We start from the raw sequence: 18,295 nt of genomic DNA on the forward strand, positions 1-18,295 counted from the left end.
TCCACCGCGAGGTCGAGGCGGTCCAAGTGCGCAGCAGCGCAGTGGAGCAGGCCCAACCCAACGCAGTGGTTCGGGTGCGCGGCGGACCTCCAACTCCCAGCGCCGCGATGGGGCACCCAGTCGTGACCAGTCCGCCCCACGAGGTCTCGGCGGCGACCACGTCGAAGGCCGTCAGGCGGTGCGGGAACTGTTGCGGGCCGGCAACCGCAAGATTCACGAGGTCTTGCTGTCCGAAGACGCGCACGAGTCCGCCGTGCTGGCAGAGATCGCCGATCTGGCAGCCGATCGTCGGGTGCCGGTGCGCGAGACCAGTCGTCGCAAGCTGCGTGACCAAGCACTCACCGAATCGCCCCAGGGCGTCATCGCAAAGGCGCAAGAGATCCGGCCGGTACCGCTGGAAGAACTGGCTCGGCCCCATCGCGGGGCTGCTCCGCTGCTCATTGCCGCCGACAGCGTCACCGACCCCGGCAATCTCGGCGCCATCTTGCGCACCGCCGAAGTGGCTGGTGCGACGGGAGTCGTTCTGGGACGCCATCGTTCCGCGAGCCTGACGCCCGCAGCGGTCAAGTCGGCTGCCGGGGCCATCGAGCATCTGCGCTTCGCACAGGTCGGAGGACTGCCTGCAGCGTTGAAGCAGCTGCGTGAAGCCGGCCTGTGGGTGATCGGACTCGACGGCAACGCGAGCGATGGTCTCGAGGATCTGTGTGTCGCCGACGAACCCGTCGTGGTCGTCGTCGGCGCCGAGGGACGAGGACTGTCGACGCTGGTCGAGCGCCGCTGCGACCAAGTCATCTCGATCCCGGTCTACGGGCGCATCGAGTCGCTCAACGTGGCCGCGGCGACGGCCGTCGCCCTGTTCGACATCGCCCGCGCCCGCGCGGGTGACGGCGGCACAGCCCGCGCCCGGGACTCGGCCTGAATCCGGAGCGCTCAGCCATACGCTGGGGCGGCTGCCCGAGTAGCTCAACGGCCAGAGCACCGCTCTTGTAAAGCGGGGGTTGTGGGTTCGATTCCCACCTCGGGCTCGCCCCACAGGAACGACCTGCTCACAGCGTGATCACCAGATTGCCGATGTGCTCCTTGCGGCCGAAGGCCTCCTGGGCAACATGAATTTCCTCAAGGGGATAGGTGCCGCCGAGAATCGGCCGGATCTCGCCTCGTTCGATGTACCCGACGAGGTCTGCGAAGATGCCCGGCTCGTAAATGGTCGCTCCGTAGAACTCGAGATCGTTGAGGTACAAGGTCCGCAGGTCGAGTTGGACGATCGGTCCGCCGATGGCGCCCGCGGTGACGTATCGCCCTCCTCGAACGAGCGCATCGAGCCAGCCGGCGAAGCTGTCCCCGCCGACCACATCTGCGACAGCGTCGAAGCGACCGCCGTTGGCCGAGACAGCTGCGTCGGCGGCTGATGGGGTCTCCCGGGCTACGGCGGCATCTGCGCCGATGTTGAGCACTTGGGCGATTTTCGAGCTGCCAGCCACTGCGACCACCCGTGCGCCGCGTCGCTTTGCGAGTTGCACCAGGGCGCTGCCCACCCCGCCGCTGGCACCGGTGACGGCGATGCTCTGGCCGTTTCGCAGACCGATGCGCGACAGCATGTGCTCTGCGGTCACGGACGAGCACGGGAACGTCGCAAGCTCGGCATCGGAGAGCTCCGAGTTGACGGGGTGCACATTGACGGCCGGCACGGCTGTGAACTCGGCGAACCCGCCGTCGGCCTCGCTGCCGAGATACCCGGCCCCGCTGCGATCGGACGGATCGTCGGGATCGCGCAGGCACGGATCGACGATGATCCGCTTCCCGACCAGCGAAGTGTCTGCGACGTCTGGGCCCACTGCGACGACACGCCCCACCACGTCGGCGCCCTGTATGCGAGGGAATTGGAGGCTCGTGCGGCCCCACGCGGTCTCATCGACGCTCGCCTCGACGTATCCGCCTTCGCTGGTTGCCGAGTCCACAGCGCGGCTGTACCAGCCCACGCGGGTGTTGATGTCGGTGTTGTTCATGCCGCACGCCGACACCCGGATCAGCACATCGCTGGGACCAGGCACCGGCACGGGCACGTTGTCTCGCACCTCCAGCATCTCGGGTCCGCCGCTGCCGACGAGCAGCGCTGCGCGCATCGTCGGCCTAGATGGCTCGCCCGATGGTGGGGCGGCGACGGTCATGCGGATTCGAGATGGACATGTTCTGTCATGAGTGCGCGGCAGAATAGCGGCCAGTGGAGGCCACGCAATCGCAGATGATCGGAATCGCTGCATGAATTCGCCGGACCGCAACGTTCCGACCGATGGCGATGACCGTGGGGTTGCTGACAGCTTCCGGCAGCAAGCGCTGCCGGCTCGCTACTACACCGATCCGGCGATCCACGCTGCCGAATTGTCTGCCGTGTTCGCTCGGTCCTGGCAGCTCGTCGGTCATCTGTCCCAGGTGAGCAAGCCCGGCCAGGTCCTCGCGACGGTAGTCGGCGACGAGCCTGTCTTCGTCGTCAACGACGGCGGCGAGATCCGCGCGTTCTTCAACGTCTGCCAGCACCGAGGTCACGAGCTGTTTCCACCGCAGTCTGAGGGCGGCGACGTTGCAGACACCCCAGGCGTCATCATGTGCCCGTACCACGCCTGGGTGTACGGGCTGGACGGCCGGCTGCTCAACGCGCGCAGTCGCGATGTGGGCGAGCTCTGCATCCCGCGCATCGCAGTCGACCAGATCGCCGGACTCCTCTTCGTCAATGTCAATCCCGACGCGGCGCCGCTGGCGGAGTGCGCGCCCGGCGTCGCCGACGAGATCGTGGCGATCATCCCGCAGTCTGCGACCCGTGTGCTGACTTGGCGCCGAACGCACCTCATCGCCGCGAACTGGAAGATCGCGGTGGAGAACTACAACGAGTGCTACCACTGCCCGAACGTGCATCGATCGTTCACATCCGGAGTGGTCGACCCCGCCAGCTACCGCGTCATTCCGGACGGCACCGTGATCCGTCATACGGCCACAGGCGTCGACAGCGACCGCTCCTTCTATACGCGCCCTGCAGCCAGCGACGCCTATGCCGCGTTCTACATCTGGCCGGCATCATCGATCCAGTGCTATCCCGGCCAGGCGCTCAATACCTACCGCTGGGTGCCGAGGGGGCCGGACCAGACGCTGCTGGTGCGGGAGTGGTGGTTCGACAGTGCCGAGCCGACCGATGTGCAACGCGAGATCATCGACTTGGACTGGAACACCACGGTGTCCGAGGACTTGAGGCTCGTCGAGTCGACTCAGCGTGGCGTTCGAAGCCGCGGGTATCGCCCCGGGCCGCTCATCACTGAGCCGTCTGGAGTTGCCTCAGTGCACAGCGAAGATGCGGTGCCCCACCTGGGGGCGCTGGTGCGTTCAGCGCTTCACGATGGGCGACCACCGAACGAGCGCTGATCCGGTGGCCGAGTCTCACGCGCCGCGCATCGCCGTGGTCGGCAGCCTGAACGCCGACGTGACGCTGTGGGTGCCAAGGCGCCCATCGCCTGACGAGACGATGCACGCCTCGCGCATCGCCTGGTTCCGCGGCGGCAAGGGCGCCAACCAGGCGGTCGCTGCGGCCCGGCTGGGCGCCAGCGTGGTCATGGTCGGCCGGGTCGGCGACGACGAGCACGGACAGTGGCTGCGCTCGGGCCTCGAGGCCGAGGGGATCGACTGCCGCCACGTGGCGACCGTCGACGTTCCCACCGGCCTGGCAGTGATCACTGTCGATCCGAAAGACGTGTCGATCGTGGTGGCCGCCGGTGCCAATGCATCTCTCGATGCTGACGGCGTGCAGGCGGCCGCCGCTGAGATTGCAGCAGCCGACGCACTGTTGCTGCAAGGCGAGGTGAGTGCTCGCGCGGCCCGCGCGGCAGCGGAGATCGCGCGCCGACACGGCGTGATCGTGGTCCTGAACCCAGCCCCCTTCAACGACGTCGCTCCAGCAGTGCTGCCGCTGGCAGACGTTGTCATCGTGAACAGGGCCGAAGCCGAGCAGTTGCATCAGTCGAATTCGGGTGGCAGTGCCGCCGAGATGCGCGCCAATGCGGTGCTCGTCGAGACTCGGGGAGCGGAGGGCTGCGTCGTGCGTGCGTCTCGGCCGGCCGAGACGGCGCTGCGAGCGCAGGATTCGCGCGACATCCCAGAGGAGATTTCCGTGCCGGCGCCGCAGGTCGCTGTTGTCGATGCCACCGGCGCGGGCGACGCATTCGCCGGGGCGTTTGCGGTCGGCATGGCATCGGGTACTGATCCCCTGGACGCGGCCGATCTGGCCGTGCGGGCTGGTGCCTGGGCGGTGGGGGTCGCCGGTGCGCAGCCGAGCTTGCCGACGATGGCGCAGCTGCAGGACGTGGGTGACGCTGGCGCCTAAGCCAGACCGTAGAGACGATCGCCGGCATCGCCGAGTCCGGGCACGATGAAAGCCCGCTCGTCGAGATGGCTGTCGACGGCGGCCGTCACCACGCGGACATTGAAGGCGCTGTCCTGCAGTGCAGCGGTTCCCTCTGGTGCAGCGAGTGCGCACACCATCGTGACCGGGCCCACACCCGACGCTGCCAGCACTCGTATCACCTCGGCCGCCGAGCCACCCGTCGCCAGCATCGGATCGAGCACCAGCACTGGTCGATCTTCCAGCACGCTCGGCAGCGACTCGAGGTAGCGCTCGTGGCCGACACCGTCGGGTGTCTCGATCCTTCGCATCCCGATGAACCCCACTGGTGCGGCAGGCAAGAGTCTCAGCGCCGCATCGAGCATTCCCAGCCCAGCTCGCAGGACGGGCACGATCGCTGGCATCGGTTCGAGCCGCGAGCCCTCAGCGGGTCCGAGTGGTGTCTCTACTGGCACAGGGACACATGCCGCGTCGGCGAGTGCCTCTGACACCAGCAAGAACGTCAGCGCGTCCATTCGCTGACGGAATTCTTCGACGGCGGTGTTCTTGTCGCGTAGCCGAGTAAGAAGGGCTGCGGCTACCGGATGGTCGACGATGCTGATGCTCATGGTCTCACTTTCACGGGCTGATCTTGGTGGGGTGGCACTCGTCCGTGCGCAAATTAGGTGCTGAGGGGTACACCCCGCAGCGCTTGTTTGGCCCTACGCTCACAACACTGCCGCTGCCAAGCGGTTCTTCGTCATTTATAAGCGCGACCAACCAACGTGAGTTGCAGCGCACGCCGGCCTCGGCGGGAGGGACCCGGGCCGTACACCGACGGGAGGTCACCCGATGAACAGCCAAGCCGGCGAATCCAACAGCGGCGCAGCGGTGCGCGGACTGCTGCTGGTGCTGGTGGCCGTCGTCGTGGGCGTGCTGCTGCTCCGCTCGGTCGACGATCCCGATGACGCGGCTGTGACCGACACGACGCCGCCGGTCGAGCCAGGGGAAACACTCCCGCCCGCAACACAGGCGACGACGGCGACGACCGCGGCTCCCGGTACCGGCGGAACCGGCTCCGACTCGGTCACCACCGTCGCGCCGCCTGTCACGGCGGACCCCTCCACCGCCACCACCGCGGCGGGAGCAGAGCCGTTTCAGCCGAGACCGGCGGCGGAGGTATCGATCCAGGTCGCCAACTCCACGACCGTGCGCGGAGCTGCGGGGCGGCTCACCGACCGGTTCAAGACGCTGAGCTACATCACCAATACACCGACGAACTACGTGGGTACGCCGCTCGACCGGACGCGGATCTACTACCAGCCGGGTTCCCTGCTCGAAGCGCGAGCGATCGCCGGAGTGCTGGAGCTCGACGCCGACAACGACGTGTTCCCGATGCTGGCGGATCCGTCGGCCGTGCAGGACTTCAAGACACCCGACGTGCTGGTGGCGCTGGGGACCGATCTGGCCGAGTAGGCGGTATGCGGGTCGTGGTGTGCCCGGACAAGTTCCGTGGCACTGCGTCCGCCGCAGAGGTCGCAGCAGCTATCGAGGCGGGGGTGCGTCGGCACGTCGGCGCTCACGCCCATGTGGCATGCCTGCCTGCTGCGGACGGCGGCGAGGGCACGCTCGAAGCGCTGGGCGGACCGAATCGCACGTCGCTGGTGACCGGGCCGCTGCGGGCACTGGTAGAAGCCGAGTGGCGGCTCATCGGCGACACCGCGATCGTGGAGATGGCTCGCGCCAGCGGACTGCTGCTAGCTGGCGGAGCCGAGGGAAACGATCCGCTCGCGGCAACAACTGCTGGCACCGGTGAGCTGATCGCGGAGGCCGTCGCCAGCGGCGCCCGACGCGTGATCGTGGGAGTGGGCGGCTCTGCCACCACCGATGGCGGTCTTGGCGCGCTCGATGCCATGTCACCGCTGGCCCGTCTCGCCGGCGTCTCGGTGGTGGTGGCCTGCGATGTGCGCACCCGCTTCTGTGACGCCGCACGCATTTTTGGACCTCAGAAGGGTGCTTCGCCGCCGAAGATCGAGTTGCTGACCCGCCGCCTGGAACGACTCGTCGACCTGTACCACGAGCGCTATGGGATCGACGTCAGCGAGATGCCCTGCGCGGGCGCGGCCGGTGGCCTGGCCGGTGGCCTGGCGGCGGGCCTGCGGGCCGAGCTGGCCCCCGGGTTTGAGGTCGTCGCAACCGAGGTTGGCTTGCTCGAAGCGATCGAAGGCGCCGATCTGGTCATTACCGGCGAAGGACGGCTCGATGCAGGTTCGTTCGACGGGAAAGTCGTGGGTGGCGTGCTGGAGATGGCGGCCGAGGCCGGAGTGCCAGTGGGCGTCGTCGTGGGTGCTCGAGAACCAGGTACCGATCCTGCCGATTGGCGCCCGCCCACAGGCGAGTCCCCCCTCACGCACCTTGTAGTGCTGACCGAGCGATACGGGGCGGAGCGGTCGATGGGCGACACGCTGTCGGCAGTGCGCGATGCCGCCGCGGATCTGGCCGCAAATCTCGTCTCTTGAGTTGGCGGTTAGCACTCTCAGCTCTAGAGTGCTAACCGCTGCATGAAGTGCAGCAGCGACGTGACGCCCCGTCACCCAGTTGCCCATGCACCAATAGGCCCATTGACAAATCAACCCGATTGACCAATCAACCCGATTGACCAATCAACACAGTGTCACCGAGGACAGGAGCCACCTGATATGGCCAAGATGATCACGTTCGACGACGAGGCCCGCCGCGGGCTCGAGTCGGGCATGAACCAGCTCGCCGACGCAGTGCGCGTCACGTTGGGCCCCAAGGGTCGCAACGTCGTGCTGGACAAGAAGTGGGGTGCACCCACGATCACCAATGACGGCGTGTCGATCGCCAAGGACATCGAGTTGGAAGACCCGGTGGAGCGCATCGGGGCCGAGCTCGTCAAAGAAGTCGCCAAGAAGACCGACGACGTTGCGGGCGACGGCACCACCACAGCCACCGTTTTGGCGTGGACGATGGTGCGCGACGGCCTGCGCAACGTGACTGCGGGTGCCAACCCGATGGCCGTGAAGCGGGGCATCGAGGCCGGCGTCGACGCCGCAGTGGGTGCCATCACCGACATGGCGATCAGCGTCACCGATTCGAAGACCCATGTCGCCCAGGTGGCGGCAATCTCTGCCGCCGACAGCGACATCGGCCAGCTGATCAGCGATGCGTTCGACAAGGTCGGCAAGGATGGTGTGATCACCGTTGAGGAGTCGCAGACGTTCGGCCTCGAGATGGATCTCGTCGAGGGCATGCGCTTCGACAAGGGCTACATCTCGCCGTACTTCGTCACCGATCCCGACACGCAGGAAGCCGTGCTCGAGGACGCGAACATCCTGTTCATGCAGGGCAAGATCTCGGCAGTCCGTGACGTGCTGCCGGTGCTCGAGAAGGTGACCCAGGCAGGCAAGCCGCTCGTCATCATCGCCGAGGACGTCGAGGGCGAGGCCCTCGCCACGCTCGTGGTGAACAAGATCCGCGGCACGATCCGCTCGGTGGCTGTGAAGGCTCCCGGATTCGGCGACCGCCGCAAGGCCATGCTGGCCGACATGGCGATTCTGACCGGTGGCCAAGTCATCAGCGAGGACGTGGGTCTCAAGCTCGAGAACACCACGCTCGACCTGCTGGGCACCGCCCGCCGAGTGGTCGTCTCCAAGGACGAGACGACCATCATCGAGGGTGCCGGTGACGAGTCCGAGGTACGGGGTCGGATCGAGCAGATCAAGAACGAGGTCGAGAACACCGACTCGGACTACGACCGCGAGAAGCTGCAGGAGCGGCTGGCGAAGCTGTCCGGCGGCGTTGCAGTGCTGCGCGTCGGTGCGGCCACCGAGGTCGAGCTGAAGGAGAAGAAGCACCGCATCGAGGACGCGGTCAGCACCACCAAGGCGGCCATCGAGGCCGGCGTGGTGACTGGTGGCGGTGTCGCCCTGGTGCGGGCCGAGTCGGCAGTGCAGGCAGCAGCGGAAGCCCTGGATGGTGACGAGGCCACCGGTGCCCGGCTGGTCCAGCGTGCGCTGGCGGGACCGCTGAAGCAGATCGCCGAGAACGCCGGTCTTGAGGGCGGCGTGGTGGTCAGCCGGGTCCGTGAGCTTGAGGGCCCGATGGGTCTCAATGCTGCTACCGGTGAGTACGAGGACTTGGTCGGGGCCGGCGTCATCGATGCCGCCAAGGTGACGCTGTCGGCGCTGCAGAACGCGGCTTCGATCGCCGCACTGTTCCTCACCACCGAGGCAGTCATCTGCGAGGAGCCCAATTCCGGTGGCGCCGGCGGCGGTATGCCGGACATGGACTTCTAGCAGGAGCCTGTACAGACCACCAGAACAGCCCAACCCAACACTGCACAACCGAATACTGCACAACTCAACGAAGTGGCCCGGGTCAACGCCCGGGCCGTTTCGCGTCCAGAGTCGACCGTATTGTCACCGGTATCTTTCTCGTGTGCCGAGTCCATCAGATGAGACTGATCGCGATTTCGCATCCCCAGCTGATGAGATCCCGCAGAGGGCGAGGTTGTGGCGCGCGATCGACGCGTCGACTAGCGAGCTTGTGGACGCGAAACGCCGTCTTGAGTTGGCGGAACTCATCGCCGAACCCATCCGCTTCGACTTTGCGGCCGCAGAGGAGGCGTGGGGCGGAAACAGCTGACGTGGCCCCCGCCTCCCACATTGTGGACACCAGTTCCCCGCGAGGATGTATGCGTGCCCGGATGCGGCTGTTGCTACTGGTTGTGGTCGCGGGTGCCGTAGCTGCTCAAGGATGCGCATCCTCGTCGGATGAAGAATCGCAACAGCGCGTGAACACGTCCACGGCGCCACCGACGTCAGTTCCCCAAGCGGCTGCTACGACAACCACGGTCGTTTCCTGGTTCAATCCGGCGGAACGGCAAACAGGGCCGCCGCCGGAGTTGCTCGGCGAGACTGCCAGCCCATTCTGGAACTCGATGACCGGATTGGACGGGCCGACGAGTAACAGTGCATGGCAGGAACGACTCGAAGACGCATGTGCAGCCCCGATCTGGGAGTACAGCGCTGCAGCGGTTCTTGTCGACGAGTTCATCGCGGCCGATGGGGGTGACCCCGACGCCCCAGCCGTGCGGACCGAGGGTCGCCGTCTGCGCGATGACGCCATCTGGACGTTGTGGACGATGGTGAACAACGGAGACTGGTGCGCCGCATCGTTCCCGCCTGCATCACTCAACGTCGACGCTTGGCTCAACTCCACTGGCCTGCGAGGCCTGATCGATCTGGATGCCTGGCAGGCTCGCCTCGACCGTGCTTGCGCGATCGGCGAGGACGACATCGATGAGTGGCGACGCCTGGCGGCCGAGTTCATCGAAGCGGACGGCGGCGATGCTGCCGATTCGGCACGAGTCAATGGCGCTGTCGAAGCGCTCCGCCTCATGCTTCGCCAGCAGGTGCGCATCTCCAGCGGCGCGTCGGATGACCCGATGGACGGGACGTTGGTGCCGGTCCACGCTTGCGAGTAGGCCGGCAGCGAGCAGCACCCGACCGGCGCAGTTGCGCGCCGGCACGGACGAACCGAAGCAAGGGGCGCCGGTACCCTGACCGGATGCGGCGGGGGCGCACGATGCGGGTGCTGGTGGACCGGCTGCGACAGGGCACTTGGACGCGGTCGCCTGATGAGGTCGTGGTGGAGGAACCACTCGAAATCCGCCTCGACGGCCACCTGGTGGCCACCACGATGCGCACGCCGGGCCACGACTACGAACTCGCCGTCGGGTTTTGTGCAGGCGACGGTCTGCTCGGCGACGCAGCCGTGACCGGGGTGCGCTACTGCGGCGAAGGGCCGGCGGCCGAATTCGAATACAACATGGTCACCGTCGAGACCGGCGGCAAGGCACCAGTGCCCACGCCTCGCCTCGGCAATGTCAGCGCCGCCTGCGGAATCTGCGGCAGCACCACCATCACCGACATGGCCGCACGCTTGGGCCCGCTGGCAGGCATACGTCAATTCAGCGTCGATGCGGTTCACGCAGCCCTGGCCGCAGTTCCCGCGACCCAAGAGATGTTCGGCCGCACCGGCGGGTTGCACGCAGCCGCGACCTTCGACACCAACGGCCGCATTGACATCGTGCGCGAGGACATCGGGCGACACAACGCCGTCGACAAGGTGATCGGCAGGCGCCTGCTCGACGGGCGCGATGACGCCGGCGCCACGGCGCTGTTCGTGAGCGGCCGCGCCAGCTTCGAGATGGTGCAAAAGGCCTGGGCGGCGGGAATCGGCACCCTTATTGCCGTCAGCGCCCCCAGCTCTCTTGCCATCGAGGCGTCCCGGGCGGCGGCTATCACGCTGGCAGGTTTCGCACGCGGCGACGAACTCAACGTCTACTGCGGCAGCTTGGCGGGGATTCCAGAGCGCCTCGGCGAGTCCCCCGCAAACGCTGAAGTTCATTCATAGGCTGCGCGGGTGTCGCAGATGCCGGAGGTGACGACGTCCGTCGGATGGGGTGTGCTGCACCTGTTCTGCAAGCTCTCACCCGACACGAACACCCGTGCCGTGCTCGCAGCGGTCAGGACCGCAGCGAGTGGAGATCACCAAGTGCTCACCGTGGCAGTGCTCGGCCATAAGGCCGACATCGGCTTCATGGCGCTCGGACCCGATCTGTGGCAGCTGCGCACGCTCCAAACCGACTTGCAGCAGGCCGGAATGGAAGTGGTCGACAGCTACGTGTCCATGACCGAGACCAGTGAGTACGCCGCCGACCTGCCCCCAGAGATGAAGACCCCGCGGCTGTACCCGCAACTGCCGCCCGAGGGCAAGCGGGCCTTCTGCTTCTACCCGATGTCCAAACGCCGCAGCGCCGTGTCCGAAGGCAGCGGCAACTGGTTCACGCTGCCCTACGACACTCGCCGAGAGCTCATGTACGAACACGGCAAGTCGGGCCGCCAATTCCGGGGCCGCATCCTGCAAGTTGTGACGGGATCCACCGGAGTTGACGACTTCGAGTGGGGCGTGACGCTGTTCGGCGAGCACCTCGACGACCTCAAAGACGTCGTGTACACGATGCGCTACGACGAAGCCAGCGCTGTGTATGCCGAGTTCGGCACGTTCTACACCGGCCTGCTTGCCGACCCCGAGACTGTCTTGGAACGTATCGGCCGTCGCTCCAACCATTGGGGGGGCCTCAGCGGATCGCAGCCCGTGCAGGGCGCGCCGTAGCCTGTTCGCGTGCCCGTGCAACGCCCGTGAGGCGCCGGCGATGCTTCGGTCGCGACTGAATTGAGGCCGCCATGTCCGACTATTCCGCTCCTATCGACGACATGCTCTTTGTGCTCGAGCACGTGGCCGATCTGGAAGCTCTGGCCGCGCACGAACGCTTCGCGCATGCCGACTTGGAGACCGCAGGCGCAGTCCTGGATGAAGCCGGCCGCTTCATGTCCGCCGAGTTGGCGCCGCTCAACGTGACCGGCGACCAGCAGGGGCTGAACTTCGACGACGGCGTCATCACTCATCCGCCCGGCTTCGCAGAGGCCTACCGCAAATTCGTCGGCGCCGGCTGGAACGGCATGGCCTTCGATGCCGATTTCGGCGGCGGTGGGATGCCCTGGTGCGTGGGACTCGCCGTCCAGGAGATGCTGATCGCGGCCAACATGGCATTCAGCCTGTGCCCGCTGTTGACTCAGGGCGCCATCGACGCCCTGACCCACCACGCCGATGAAACCCTGCAGCAGACCTTCCTGCCCAGGATGATCAGCGGCGAATGGTCCGGCACCATGAACCTGACCGAGCCGCACGCCGGCTCCGACGTGGGAGCCCTCACGAGCCGGGCCGTCCCGCAGCCCGACGGCAGCTACCTCATCACCGGCACGAAGATCTTCATCACCTACGGCGAGCACGAGCTGGCCTCCAACATCCTCCACCTTGTGCTGGCACGCACGCCGGACTCACCTCCGGGCACCCGCGGCATCAGCCTGTTCCTGGTCCCCAAGTACCTCGTCAACCCCGACGGCTCGCTCGGGCGGCGCAACGACCTGCGCGCGGTGTCCACCGAGCACAAGATCGGCATACATGCCAGCCCGACCTGCGTGATGTCCTACGGCGACGACGAGGGTGCCGTCGGCTATCTCGTCGGCCTCCCCCACGGCGGCATGCGCGCCATGTTCACGATGATGAACAACGCTCGCCTGTCGGTGGGCCTGCAGGGCCTGGCACTCACCGAGCGGGCGTACCAGCAGGCACGGGAATACGCGCTGACCCGCAAGCAGGGGCGGGCGATCGGCGCCGAGCTGTCTCCGGGCGATTCCTCGCCGATCGTCGATCATGCCGATGTGCGACGCATGCTGCTGACGATGCGCGCCAACACCGAGGCCATGCGGTGCGTGATGTACCTGAACGCCGCGGCGATCGATCGCTCGATCGTGGCGACCGATCCGGACGAGCGCCAACGGGCTGATGACCTCGCGGCGATCCTGACGCCGATCAGCAAGGGCTGGGGCACTGACCTGGGCGTCGAGATGACCTCGCTCGGCGTGCAGGTGCACGGTGGCATGGGCTACATCGAGGAAACCGGCGCTGCACAGCATTGGCGCGACAGCCGGATCGCCCCGATCTACGAGGGCACCAACGGCATCCAGGCCGCGGACTTGGCATTCCGCAAGCTGCCGCTTGGAGGCGGCGAGGCCGTGGCACGCCTGATCGGCGACATGGGGGCGACCGCCGGCGAGTTGGGCGCCAGTGACGACGCCCATCTGGCCGCCATTGGGGCCGCACTCGGCGATGGCGTGGCTGCGATGGGCGACGCAGCCATGTGGCTGGGCGGTCAGCTCTCCGCGGCGCCCAACGATGTCGCTGCCGGCTCGACGCCGTTCATGCGGTTGGCCGGCGTGGTGGTGGGCGGCTGGCTGCTGGCTCGGAGCGCGCAGTCTGCAGCGGGCCTCCTGCAGGCTCAAGGGCTGACGGCTGAGCAGGCTCGGGACGCTGCGCCAGGGGGGTCAGCCCCAGGATCAGACAGCTCCGCATCGCCGCAGTTCCTGGCCGACAAGATCACCACCGCTCGCTTCTACGCCGACCAGATCCTGCCGACTGCTCGCGGCCTGGTGCCCGCCGTGACCGGCGGTGCCGATCTCTTCTTCGCCATACCCGCCGAGCGGCTCTAAGCAGAGGAGATCCCGCGTGAATGACCGTGGCCGAGGACTGGGAGCGACGACATGGCCGGGTCGCATGCTGACGGGGGGCTGAGCGTGCAGGACGCCCCGGCGTCGGCCGAAGCCTCCATCGGCCGGCTGCGTGCCTTCTTCAAACAGTCGGGACCAGTGGTCGTGGCCTTCAGCGGCGGCGTCGATTCGGCGCTGGTGGCCTGGACGGCCAACGAGGTTCTCGGAGACGATGCGCTTTGCGTGACGGCGGTCTCGGCGAGCCTCGCGAGCGATGAGGCTGCGGACTGCGCGGAACTGGCAGCAGAGTGGGGACTCGCATGGCAGACCGTCGAGACCGACGAGATGGCACGCGCCGCATATCGCGCCAACGACCCAGACCGCTGCTTCCACTGCAAATCAGCCCTCATGGACCAACTCGAGCCCCTGGCATCGGTACGCGACGCGGTGGTGGTGCTCGGCGTCAACCTCGACGATCTGGGAGATCACCGGCCGGGCCAGCACGCGGCGCGTGAACGGGGAGCGCTATTCCCGCTCGTCGAAGCCGGTTTCGCCAAGGTCGACGTCCGGCGTGTCAGCGCCGAATTGGGTTTGCGCACTTGGGACAAGCCCGCTGCCGCATGCCTGGCCTCTCGGGTGCCCTACGGCACGCAGGTGACGGTGCCGCTGCTGGCGCGGCTCGATCGGGCCGAGGCAACGTTGCGCCGGCTGGGCTTCCGCCAGCTGCGAGTCCGCGACTACGGCGACACGGCACGCATCGAACTGCCGCTCGACGATCTTGCCGAGGCGATCCGCCAGCGTGAAGCCCTGGTGGAGGCGGTGCGCGCCGTCGGTTATCGCTACGTCACGCTTGACCTGGAGGGCTTCCGCTCGGGCAATCTCAACGGCGCGCTGGCGAGCAGGATCTCGCCCAACTCTGCCTCTTCGGCCCCAGAGGCCGGCTGATGAGCGCAGCCGGGACCGGTGCCGAGGCCCCGGCGGTGCCGCCCGACATTTCCGTGCCCGGGTCAGTAGAGGAAGCCGCAGAGCTATTGGCCGATCTCGCCATCGCCGCATTGCCCGGCTGGGTCGAGCGATGCGTGGCCGATGCCTGCAAGCGCGGGGGTGTTGGCGCTGTGGAACTCAGCGGACCGGCGCGTGCCGCTGGCTTGCAGTGCGCAGCCGAGACTGGCCCTGCGCTGCGCGATCTGCTGGCAACCGATGTCGACGCGCAGACATCCACGCCGTTGAGCGTGCTGCGCGCTGCAGTGCGATTCCCGACTCAGGTGCTCGCGGACGGCGGCGTGCCCGAGCCCGACCGGGACGACTTCGATGCGTCCCGTTTCCCCGACGATCCCTACGGTTTGACACCGGCGTCGTTCGCCGACATCGATCCGGGGCTGGGACCGATCGGCATCGGGTGGGGAGCAGCGAAGGCATACGAGGTGCTGCAGCGTCGGCGCACGGCCGAGCCTGCGAGGCGCTCAGATACGGCCGAGCCTGCGAGGCGCATCAATGCCGAGGGACAACGATGACGTCGTTCGGCGAGCGCCGCGTTGGGTTGATCGAAACGGCAGCCGCCGACCAACTGCCCGCGGCGTTGTCTACGCTCACCGATTCCTGGCTGGCCGAGAGCTACGCAACCGAGGCCGCCCAGTGCGGGCTGGGCGGCGCGAACGGCGCCGGCACGAGTGTGGCTCTCGTGGCGGTCGGCGGCTACGGCCGTGGCGAGCTGTGCCCCGGCAGCGACATCGATCTGCTCTTGCTGCACGACGATGTCGATACGGGCAACCTGGCCGATCGCCTCTGGTACCCGATTTGGGACGAGAAGCTCAAGCTCGGCCACGCCGTGCGCTCGATGTCGGGGACGCTGGAACTGGCGGCATCCGACACAGACACGGCCACGGCGCTCGCCGATGCCCGCCACTTGGCCGGCGACGCGACTCTGACAGCCCGCCTCATCGAGGGCGTGCAGACCGACTGGCGCGACAACGCAGCACAGCGGCTCGACGAGCTGCACCGTTCTGTCAGCCGCCGGCACAGCCAGAACGGTGAGGTGGCGTTCCTGCTGGAGCCCGATCTCAAGACGGGCCGCGGCGGGCTGCGCGACGCGCATGCGATCAGGTGGGCGCAACTGGCGGGGGTTGAACTGCCCGCTGCGGACACCGAACGCCTCGATGAGGCCTACCAGACGCTGTTGCGGTCCCGGGTGGACTTGCACCGCACCACCGGTTTGCGCAGCGATGTGCTCTCCGCCGATGATCAGGATGCGGTGGCCGAGCGATCGGGCGCAGTCGAAGCCGATGCCTTCATGGCCGATATCGCGCGGGCGGGGCGCATCATCGCATTCCTGTCTGACCAGCTGTGGTCAACCATTGCCCGCCAGAGCACCGCCCTTGCGGCGCCGGATGTCGACATTGCCGGACTGGCAGTCCGCGACGGAGAGCTGGTGATCGACGGCGATCCTGCCGCCGACGTCGTCCTGGTGTTGCACGCGGCGGTGCAGTCGGCCCGCGGGGGCATCCCGATCAGCCGAGCCAGCCTCGACAAGCTGGCCGAGCGCCAGGCGCAGTTCCCGGACCCGTGGCCCCACGGCGCGCGAGCGCTGTTCGTAGAGCTGCTGGGTTGCGGACACCGCGCCATCGACGTCATCGAGACGCTCGACTATTTCGACGTGTGGACCCGGGTGCTGCCCGAGTGGGCGCCGAACCGCAATCGCCCTCAGCGCTCCCGCTACCACCGCTTCACGGTGGACCGCCATCTGCTCGAGGCCGTCGCCGAGGCGGCCCGCTTCACCCACCGGGTGGTACGCCCCGACCTGCTGCTGATGGGAGCGCTGCTGCATGACATCGGCAAGGGCTATCCGGGCGATCACACCCAGGCCGGCATGCGCCTGGCGGGCCCGATCGCCCGGCGCTGCGGTTGGAGCTCCACCGACGCTGACACCCTGGTGCGCCTCGTGCAGCACCACCTGCTGCTGACCGACATCGCGACGCGTCGCGACCTCGACGATCCGCTGACCGTCGCTACCGTCGCCCGTGCCGCCCAGACTCAGGAATTCCTGGAGCTTCTGGCGGTCATGACCGAGGCCGACTGCTTGGCCACCGGCCCCATGGCGTGGGGGGACTGGACCGCCAACCTGGTTTCCGCACTCGTGGAGATGACCTCTGAACATCTGAGCGGTTCCGATTCGACGCCGTCGACTCACCGCCGCCTGCTCACCACCGACATCGTGGATCTGATGGCGGCTGGCGAAACGGCATTGCGAGTCGATGGCAACGTCCTCACCGTGGTCGCACCCGACGAGCGCGGCCTATTCAGCCGCGCGGCAGGCGTGCTGGCACTGCGGGGGCTCGACGTGCTGCAAGCGGACGCCTATTCCAGCCCTGCGGGCATGGCGGTGTCGTCATTCCGGATCGTGCCGCCCGACACGCCGGTCGATTGGGACCGGGTCACCTACGACGTGCGCCGGTCGCTGCGGGGCCACCTGGCGCTGGAAGCGCGCATAGCGGAGCGTGCCCGGGTGTACCGGCGGCGCCGGGCGCTCTCGGCGACACGGGCCGCTACCAGCGTCACGTTCGACGCCGAGTCGGCCACGGGAGCAACGATCGTGGAGGTCCGCACCGAGGACCACATCGGCGTGCTGTACAAGGTGACCCGAGTGTTGGCCGAGATGGGTCTCGACATCCGGTCTGCCAAGATCCAGACGTTGGCGAACGAGGTGGTCGACGCGTTCTACGTGGTCGGTCCCGACGGTCCGGTCATCGACGAGGCCCACCAGCGAGAGGTGGAGCTGGCCCTGCGCCACATCCTGGCCTGAGCGACGCAGCTGATCAGTCTGGTTCTTGCTGACGCAGCTGATCAGTCTGGTTCTTGCTGACGCAGCTGATCAGTCTGGTTCTTGCTGACGCAAGAACTGCTCCAGCTCGTCGAAGAGGCCGTCGGGGTTCTCGACCATTTCGCTGAAGTCCTCGACGGCTTCGGCGGCGGACTCCTCGAGAATCTGCTGTGCGTATTGGGCGAGGGTGTCGTCACCCGCCACCAGCTCGTCGATCTGGTGGCCATAGTTGGCGGCGGCGCTGTGCAATTCCGACTCGCCCAGGTTGATGCCCATGAATCGGGCGACCCGCTCAGCCAGTGCCAAGGCGGCCTTCGGCGAGGGGTAGTTGTGCACGTAGGTCGGAACGGTCGCCCAGAACGACACGCTGGCGAAGCCGGCTCGATGGCAGGCGTCGTTGAGCACGCCGATGATGCCTGTCGGGCCCTCGTAGGTGGATTGGCGCAAGCCCATGGTGAGGTTGAGGGCGGCGTTGTTGGAGGCGCCCACGACGTTGATCGGGGCGTTGTGGTGGGTGTCAGTGAGTAGAGCGCCCAGCGTTACGACGGTGGAGACGCCCAGCGAATTCGCCATCTCGATGATCACGTCACAGAAGGTGCGCCAGCGCAGCCGGGGTTCCACACCCAGCACGGTGATCACCGTCCGTCCGTCGTCGGCCTCGCCGATCCGTACGTCTGGCGTGGGCCAGTCGATCTGCCGCTCGCCGTCGACGACCTGCACGCTGGGCCTCACCGAGGCAAAGTCGTAGAAGTACTCCGGATCGATCTGGGCCACGGGATGGCAGCGGAAGCGTCGCCGCAGGTACTTGGCCGATTCGGTGGCCGCATCGCCGGCGTCGTTCCAGCCAGAGAACGCTGCGATGAGCACGGAGTCGCTGCTGGGTTCGGGTCGTTCGAACCACTCGAGATGGCCCACGGCGGCGAGGCTACCGGCACCCCCACGCAGGCCGACCCCGACGCCCGGGTCTGCCCCTACGAT

17 protein-coding genes and 1 tRNA gene are annotated in these 18,295 nt (G+C 67.4%); 15 read left to right on the top strand and 3 right to left on the bottom strand.

The window, feature by feature from the left end:
* The first annotated feature begins 178 nt into the window (after positions 1–178).
* A complete protein-coding gene (rlmB, locus tag ACOQPH_RS17280) occupies positions 179–919 on the top strand; it encodes a 23S rRNA (guanosine(2251)-2'-O)-methyltransferase RlmB (RefSeq protein ID WP_420622548.1) in 741 nt (246 codons plus the stop codon).
* 33 nt (positions 920–952) lie between these two features.
* A tRNA-Thr gene (locus tag ACOQPH_RS17285) sits at positions 953–1,025 on the top strand.
* A gap of 21 nt (positions 1,026–1,046) precedes the next feature.
* Here ACOQPH_RS17285 and ACOQPH_RS17290 read toward each other — a convergent pair.
* Complete coding sequence (locus ACOQPH_RS17290) at positions 1,047–2,168, bottom strand: alcohol dehydrogenase family protein (protein WP_420622549.1); 1,122 nt, start codon at positions 2,166–2,168, stop codon at positions 1,047–1,049.
* Between the two features lie 91 nt (positions 2,169–2,259).
* On the opposite strand from ACOQPH_RS17290, the gene ACOQPH_RS17295 reads away from it, so the two are divergent.
* A complete protein-coding gene (locus ACOQPH_RS17295; protein ID WP_420622550.1) occupies positions 2,260–3,411 on the top strand; it encodes an aromatic ring-hydroxylating oxygenase subunit alpha in 1,152 nt (383 codons plus the stop codon).
* Entirely contained in the window at positions 3,386–4,366 is a 981-nt protein-coding gene (locus ACOQPH_RS17300) for a PfkB family carbohydrate kinase (protein WP_420622551.1), read from the top strand. The genes ACOQPH_RS17295 and ACOQPH_RS17300 overlap by 26 nt, the downstream gene beginning before the upstream one ends.
* Here ACOQPH_RS17300 and upp read toward each other — a convergent pair.
* On the bottom strand, positions 4,363–4,992 hold the full coding sequence (gene upp, locus ACOQPH_RS17305) for a uracil phosphoribosyltransferase (protein WP_420622552.1): 630 nt from the start codon (positions 4,990–4,992) through the stop codon (positions 4,363–4,365). The genes ACOQPH_RS17300 and upp overlap by 4 nt on opposite strands.
* A 223-nt stretch (positions 4,993–5,215) precedes the next feature.
* Between upp and ACOQPH_RS17310 the strand changes: the two genes are divergently transcribed.
* The 11 genes from ACOQPH_RS17310 (at position 5,216) to ACOQPH_RS17360 (ending at position 17,299) form a co-directional block, all read left to right on the top strand.
* Positions 5,216–5,839, top strand: a complete 624-nt coding sequence (locus tag ACOQPH_RS17310; RefSeq protein WP_420622553.1) for a LytR C-terminal domain-containing protein — start codon at positions 5,216–5,218, stop codon at positions 5,837–5,839.
* A 5-nt stretch (positions 5,840–5,844) separates the two neighbouring features.
* Positions 5,845–6,882 carry a glycerate kinase gene (locus ACOQPH_RS17315; RefSeq protein ID WP_420622554.1) on the top strand — a complete coding sequence of 346 codons (1,038 nt, stop codon included), beginning with the start codon at positions 5,845–5,847 and terminating at the stop codon, positions 6,880–6,882.
* A 180-nt stretch (positions 6,883–7,062) separates the two neighbouring features.
* Positions 7,063–8,682, top strand: a complete 1,620-nt coding sequence (gene groL / locus ACOQPH_RS17320) for a chaperonin GroEL (protein WP_420622555.1) — start codon at positions 7,063–7,065, stop codon at positions 8,680–8,682.
* A gap of 142 nt (positions 8,683–8,824) precedes the next feature.
* Positions 8,825–9,031, top strand: a complete 207-nt coding sequence (locus tag ACOQPH_RS17325) for a hypothetical protein (protein ID WP_420622556.1) — start codon at positions 8,825–8,827, stop codon at positions 9,029–9,031.
* Positions 9,032–9,326: 295 nt separating this feature from the next.
* Positions 9,327–9,872, top strand: a complete 546-nt coding sequence (locus ACOQPH_RS17330) for a hypothetical protein (protein WP_420622557.1) — start codon at positions 9,327–9,329, stop codon at positions 9,870–9,872.
* Positions 9,873–9,955: 83 nt separating this feature from the next.
* Positions 9,956–10,804, top strand: coding sequence for a formate dehydrogenase accessory sulfurtransferase FdhD (gene fdhD, locus ACOQPH_RS17335; RefSeq protein WP_420622558.1), 849 nt, complete (start codon positions 9,956–9,958; stop codon positions 10,802–10,804).
* 18 nt (positions 10,805–10,822) lie between these two features.
* Entirely contained in the window at positions 10,823–11,566 is a 744-nt protein-coding gene (locus tag ACOQPH_RS17340) for a chlorite dismutase family protein (protein ID WP_420624380.1), read from the top strand.
* A 71-nt stretch (positions 11,567–11,637) separates the two neighbouring features.
* A complete protein-coding gene (locus ACOQPH_RS17345; protein WP_420622559.1) occupies positions 11,638–13,503 on the top strand; it encodes an acyl-CoA dehydrogenase in 1,866 nt (621 codons plus the stop codon).
* Between the two features lie 51 nt (positions 13,504–13,554).
* Positions 13,555–14,445 carry an ATP-dependent sacrificial sulfur transferase LarE gene (gene larE / locus ACOQPH_RS17350; protein WP_420622560.1) on the top strand — a complete coding sequence of 297 codons (891 nt, stop codon included), beginning with the start codon at positions 13,555–13,557 and terminating at the stop codon, positions 14,443–14,445.
* Entirely contained in the window at positions 14,445–15,014 is a 570-nt protein-coding gene (locus ACOQPH_RS17355; protein ID WP_420622561.1) for a hypothetical protein, read from the top strand. The genes larE and ACOQPH_RS17355 overlap by 1 nt, the downstream gene beginning before the upstream one ends.
* Positions 15,011–17,299: a [protein-PII] uridylyltransferase gene (locus ACOQPH_RS17360; RefSeq protein ID WP_420622562.1), complete on the top strand. Its 2,289-nt coding sequence runs from the start codon at positions 15,011–15,013 to the stop codon at positions 17,297–17,299. Before ACOQPH_RS17355 ends, ACOQPH_RS17360 begins: the two co-directional genes overlap by 4 nt.
* Before the next feature lie 69 nt (positions 17,300–17,368).
* Here ACOQPH_RS17360 and ACOQPH_RS17365 read toward each other — a convergent pair whose 3' ends face one another.
* The gene (locus tag ACOQPH_RS17365) at positions 17,369–18,232 is read right to left on the bottom strand and encodes a PAC2 family protein (protein WP_420622563.1); all 864 of its coding nucleotides are present in this window, start codon (positions 18,230–18,232) and stop codon (positions 17,369–17,371) included.
* Positions 18,233–18,295: the final 63 nt, after the last annotated feature.

It is taken from the genome of Candidatus Poriferisodalis sp., from assembly GCF_965221945.1.
Lineage (GTDB): Bacteria > Actinomycetota > Acidimicrobiia > Acidimicrobiales > Poriferisodalaceae > Poriferisodalis.

Coding starts and splice junctions, on each gene's coding strand:
- ACOQPH_RS17290 (WP_420622549.1), bottom strand. CDS start 2,168: ATGACCGTCGCCGCCCCACCATCGGGCGAGCCATCTAGGCCGACGATG.
- ACOQPH_RS17295 (WP_420622550.1), top strand. CDS start 2,260: ATGAATTCGCCGGACCGCAACGTTCCGACCGATGGCGATGACCGTGGG.
- ACOQPH_RS17300 (WP_420622551.1), top strand. CDS start 3,386: ATGGGCGACCACCGAACGAGCGCTGATCCGGTGGCCGAGTCTCACGCG.
- upp (WP_420622552.1), bottom strand. CDS start 4,992: ATGAGCATCAGCATCGTCGACCATCCGGTAGCCGCAGCCCTTCTTACT.
- ACOQPH_RS17310 (WP_420622553.1), top strand. CDS start 5,216: ATGAACAGCCAAGCCGGCGAATCCAACAGCGGCGCAGCGGTGCGCGGA.
- ACOQPH_RS17315 (WP_420622554.1), top strand. CDS start 5,845: ATGCGGGTCGTGGTGTGCCCGGACAAGTTCCGTGGCACTGCGTCCGCC.
- groL (WP_420622555.1), top strand. CDS start 7,063: ATGGCCAAGATGATCACGTTCGACGACGAGGCCCGCCGCGGGCTCGAG.
- ACOQPH_RS17330 (WP_420622557.1), top strand. CDS start 9,327: ATGACCGGATTGGACGGGCCGACGAGTAACAGTGCATGGCAGGAACGA.
- fdhD (WP_420622558.1), top strand. CDS start 9,956: ATGCGGCGGGGGCGCACGATGCGGGTGCTGGTGGACCGGCTGCGACAG.
- ACOQPH_RS17340 (WP_420624380.1), top strand. CDS start 10,823: ATGCCGGAGGTGACGACGTCCGTCGGATGGGGTGTGCTGCACCTGTTC.
- ACOQPH_RS17345 (WP_420622559.1), top strand. CDS start 11,638: ATGTCCGACTATTCCGCTCCTATCGACGACATGCTCTTTGTGCTCGAG.
- larE (WP_420622560.1), top strand. CDS start 13,555: ATGGCCGGGTCGCATGCTGACGGGGGGCTGAGCGTGCAGGACGCCCCG.
- ACOQPH_RS17355 (WP_420622561.1), top strand. CDS start 14,445: ATGAGCGCAGCCGGGACCGGTGCCGAGGCCCCGGCGGTGCCGCCCGAC.
- ACOQPH_RS17360 (WP_420622562.1), top strand. CDS start 15,011: ATGACGTCGTTCGGCGAGCGCCGCGTTGGGTTGATCGAAACGGCAGCC.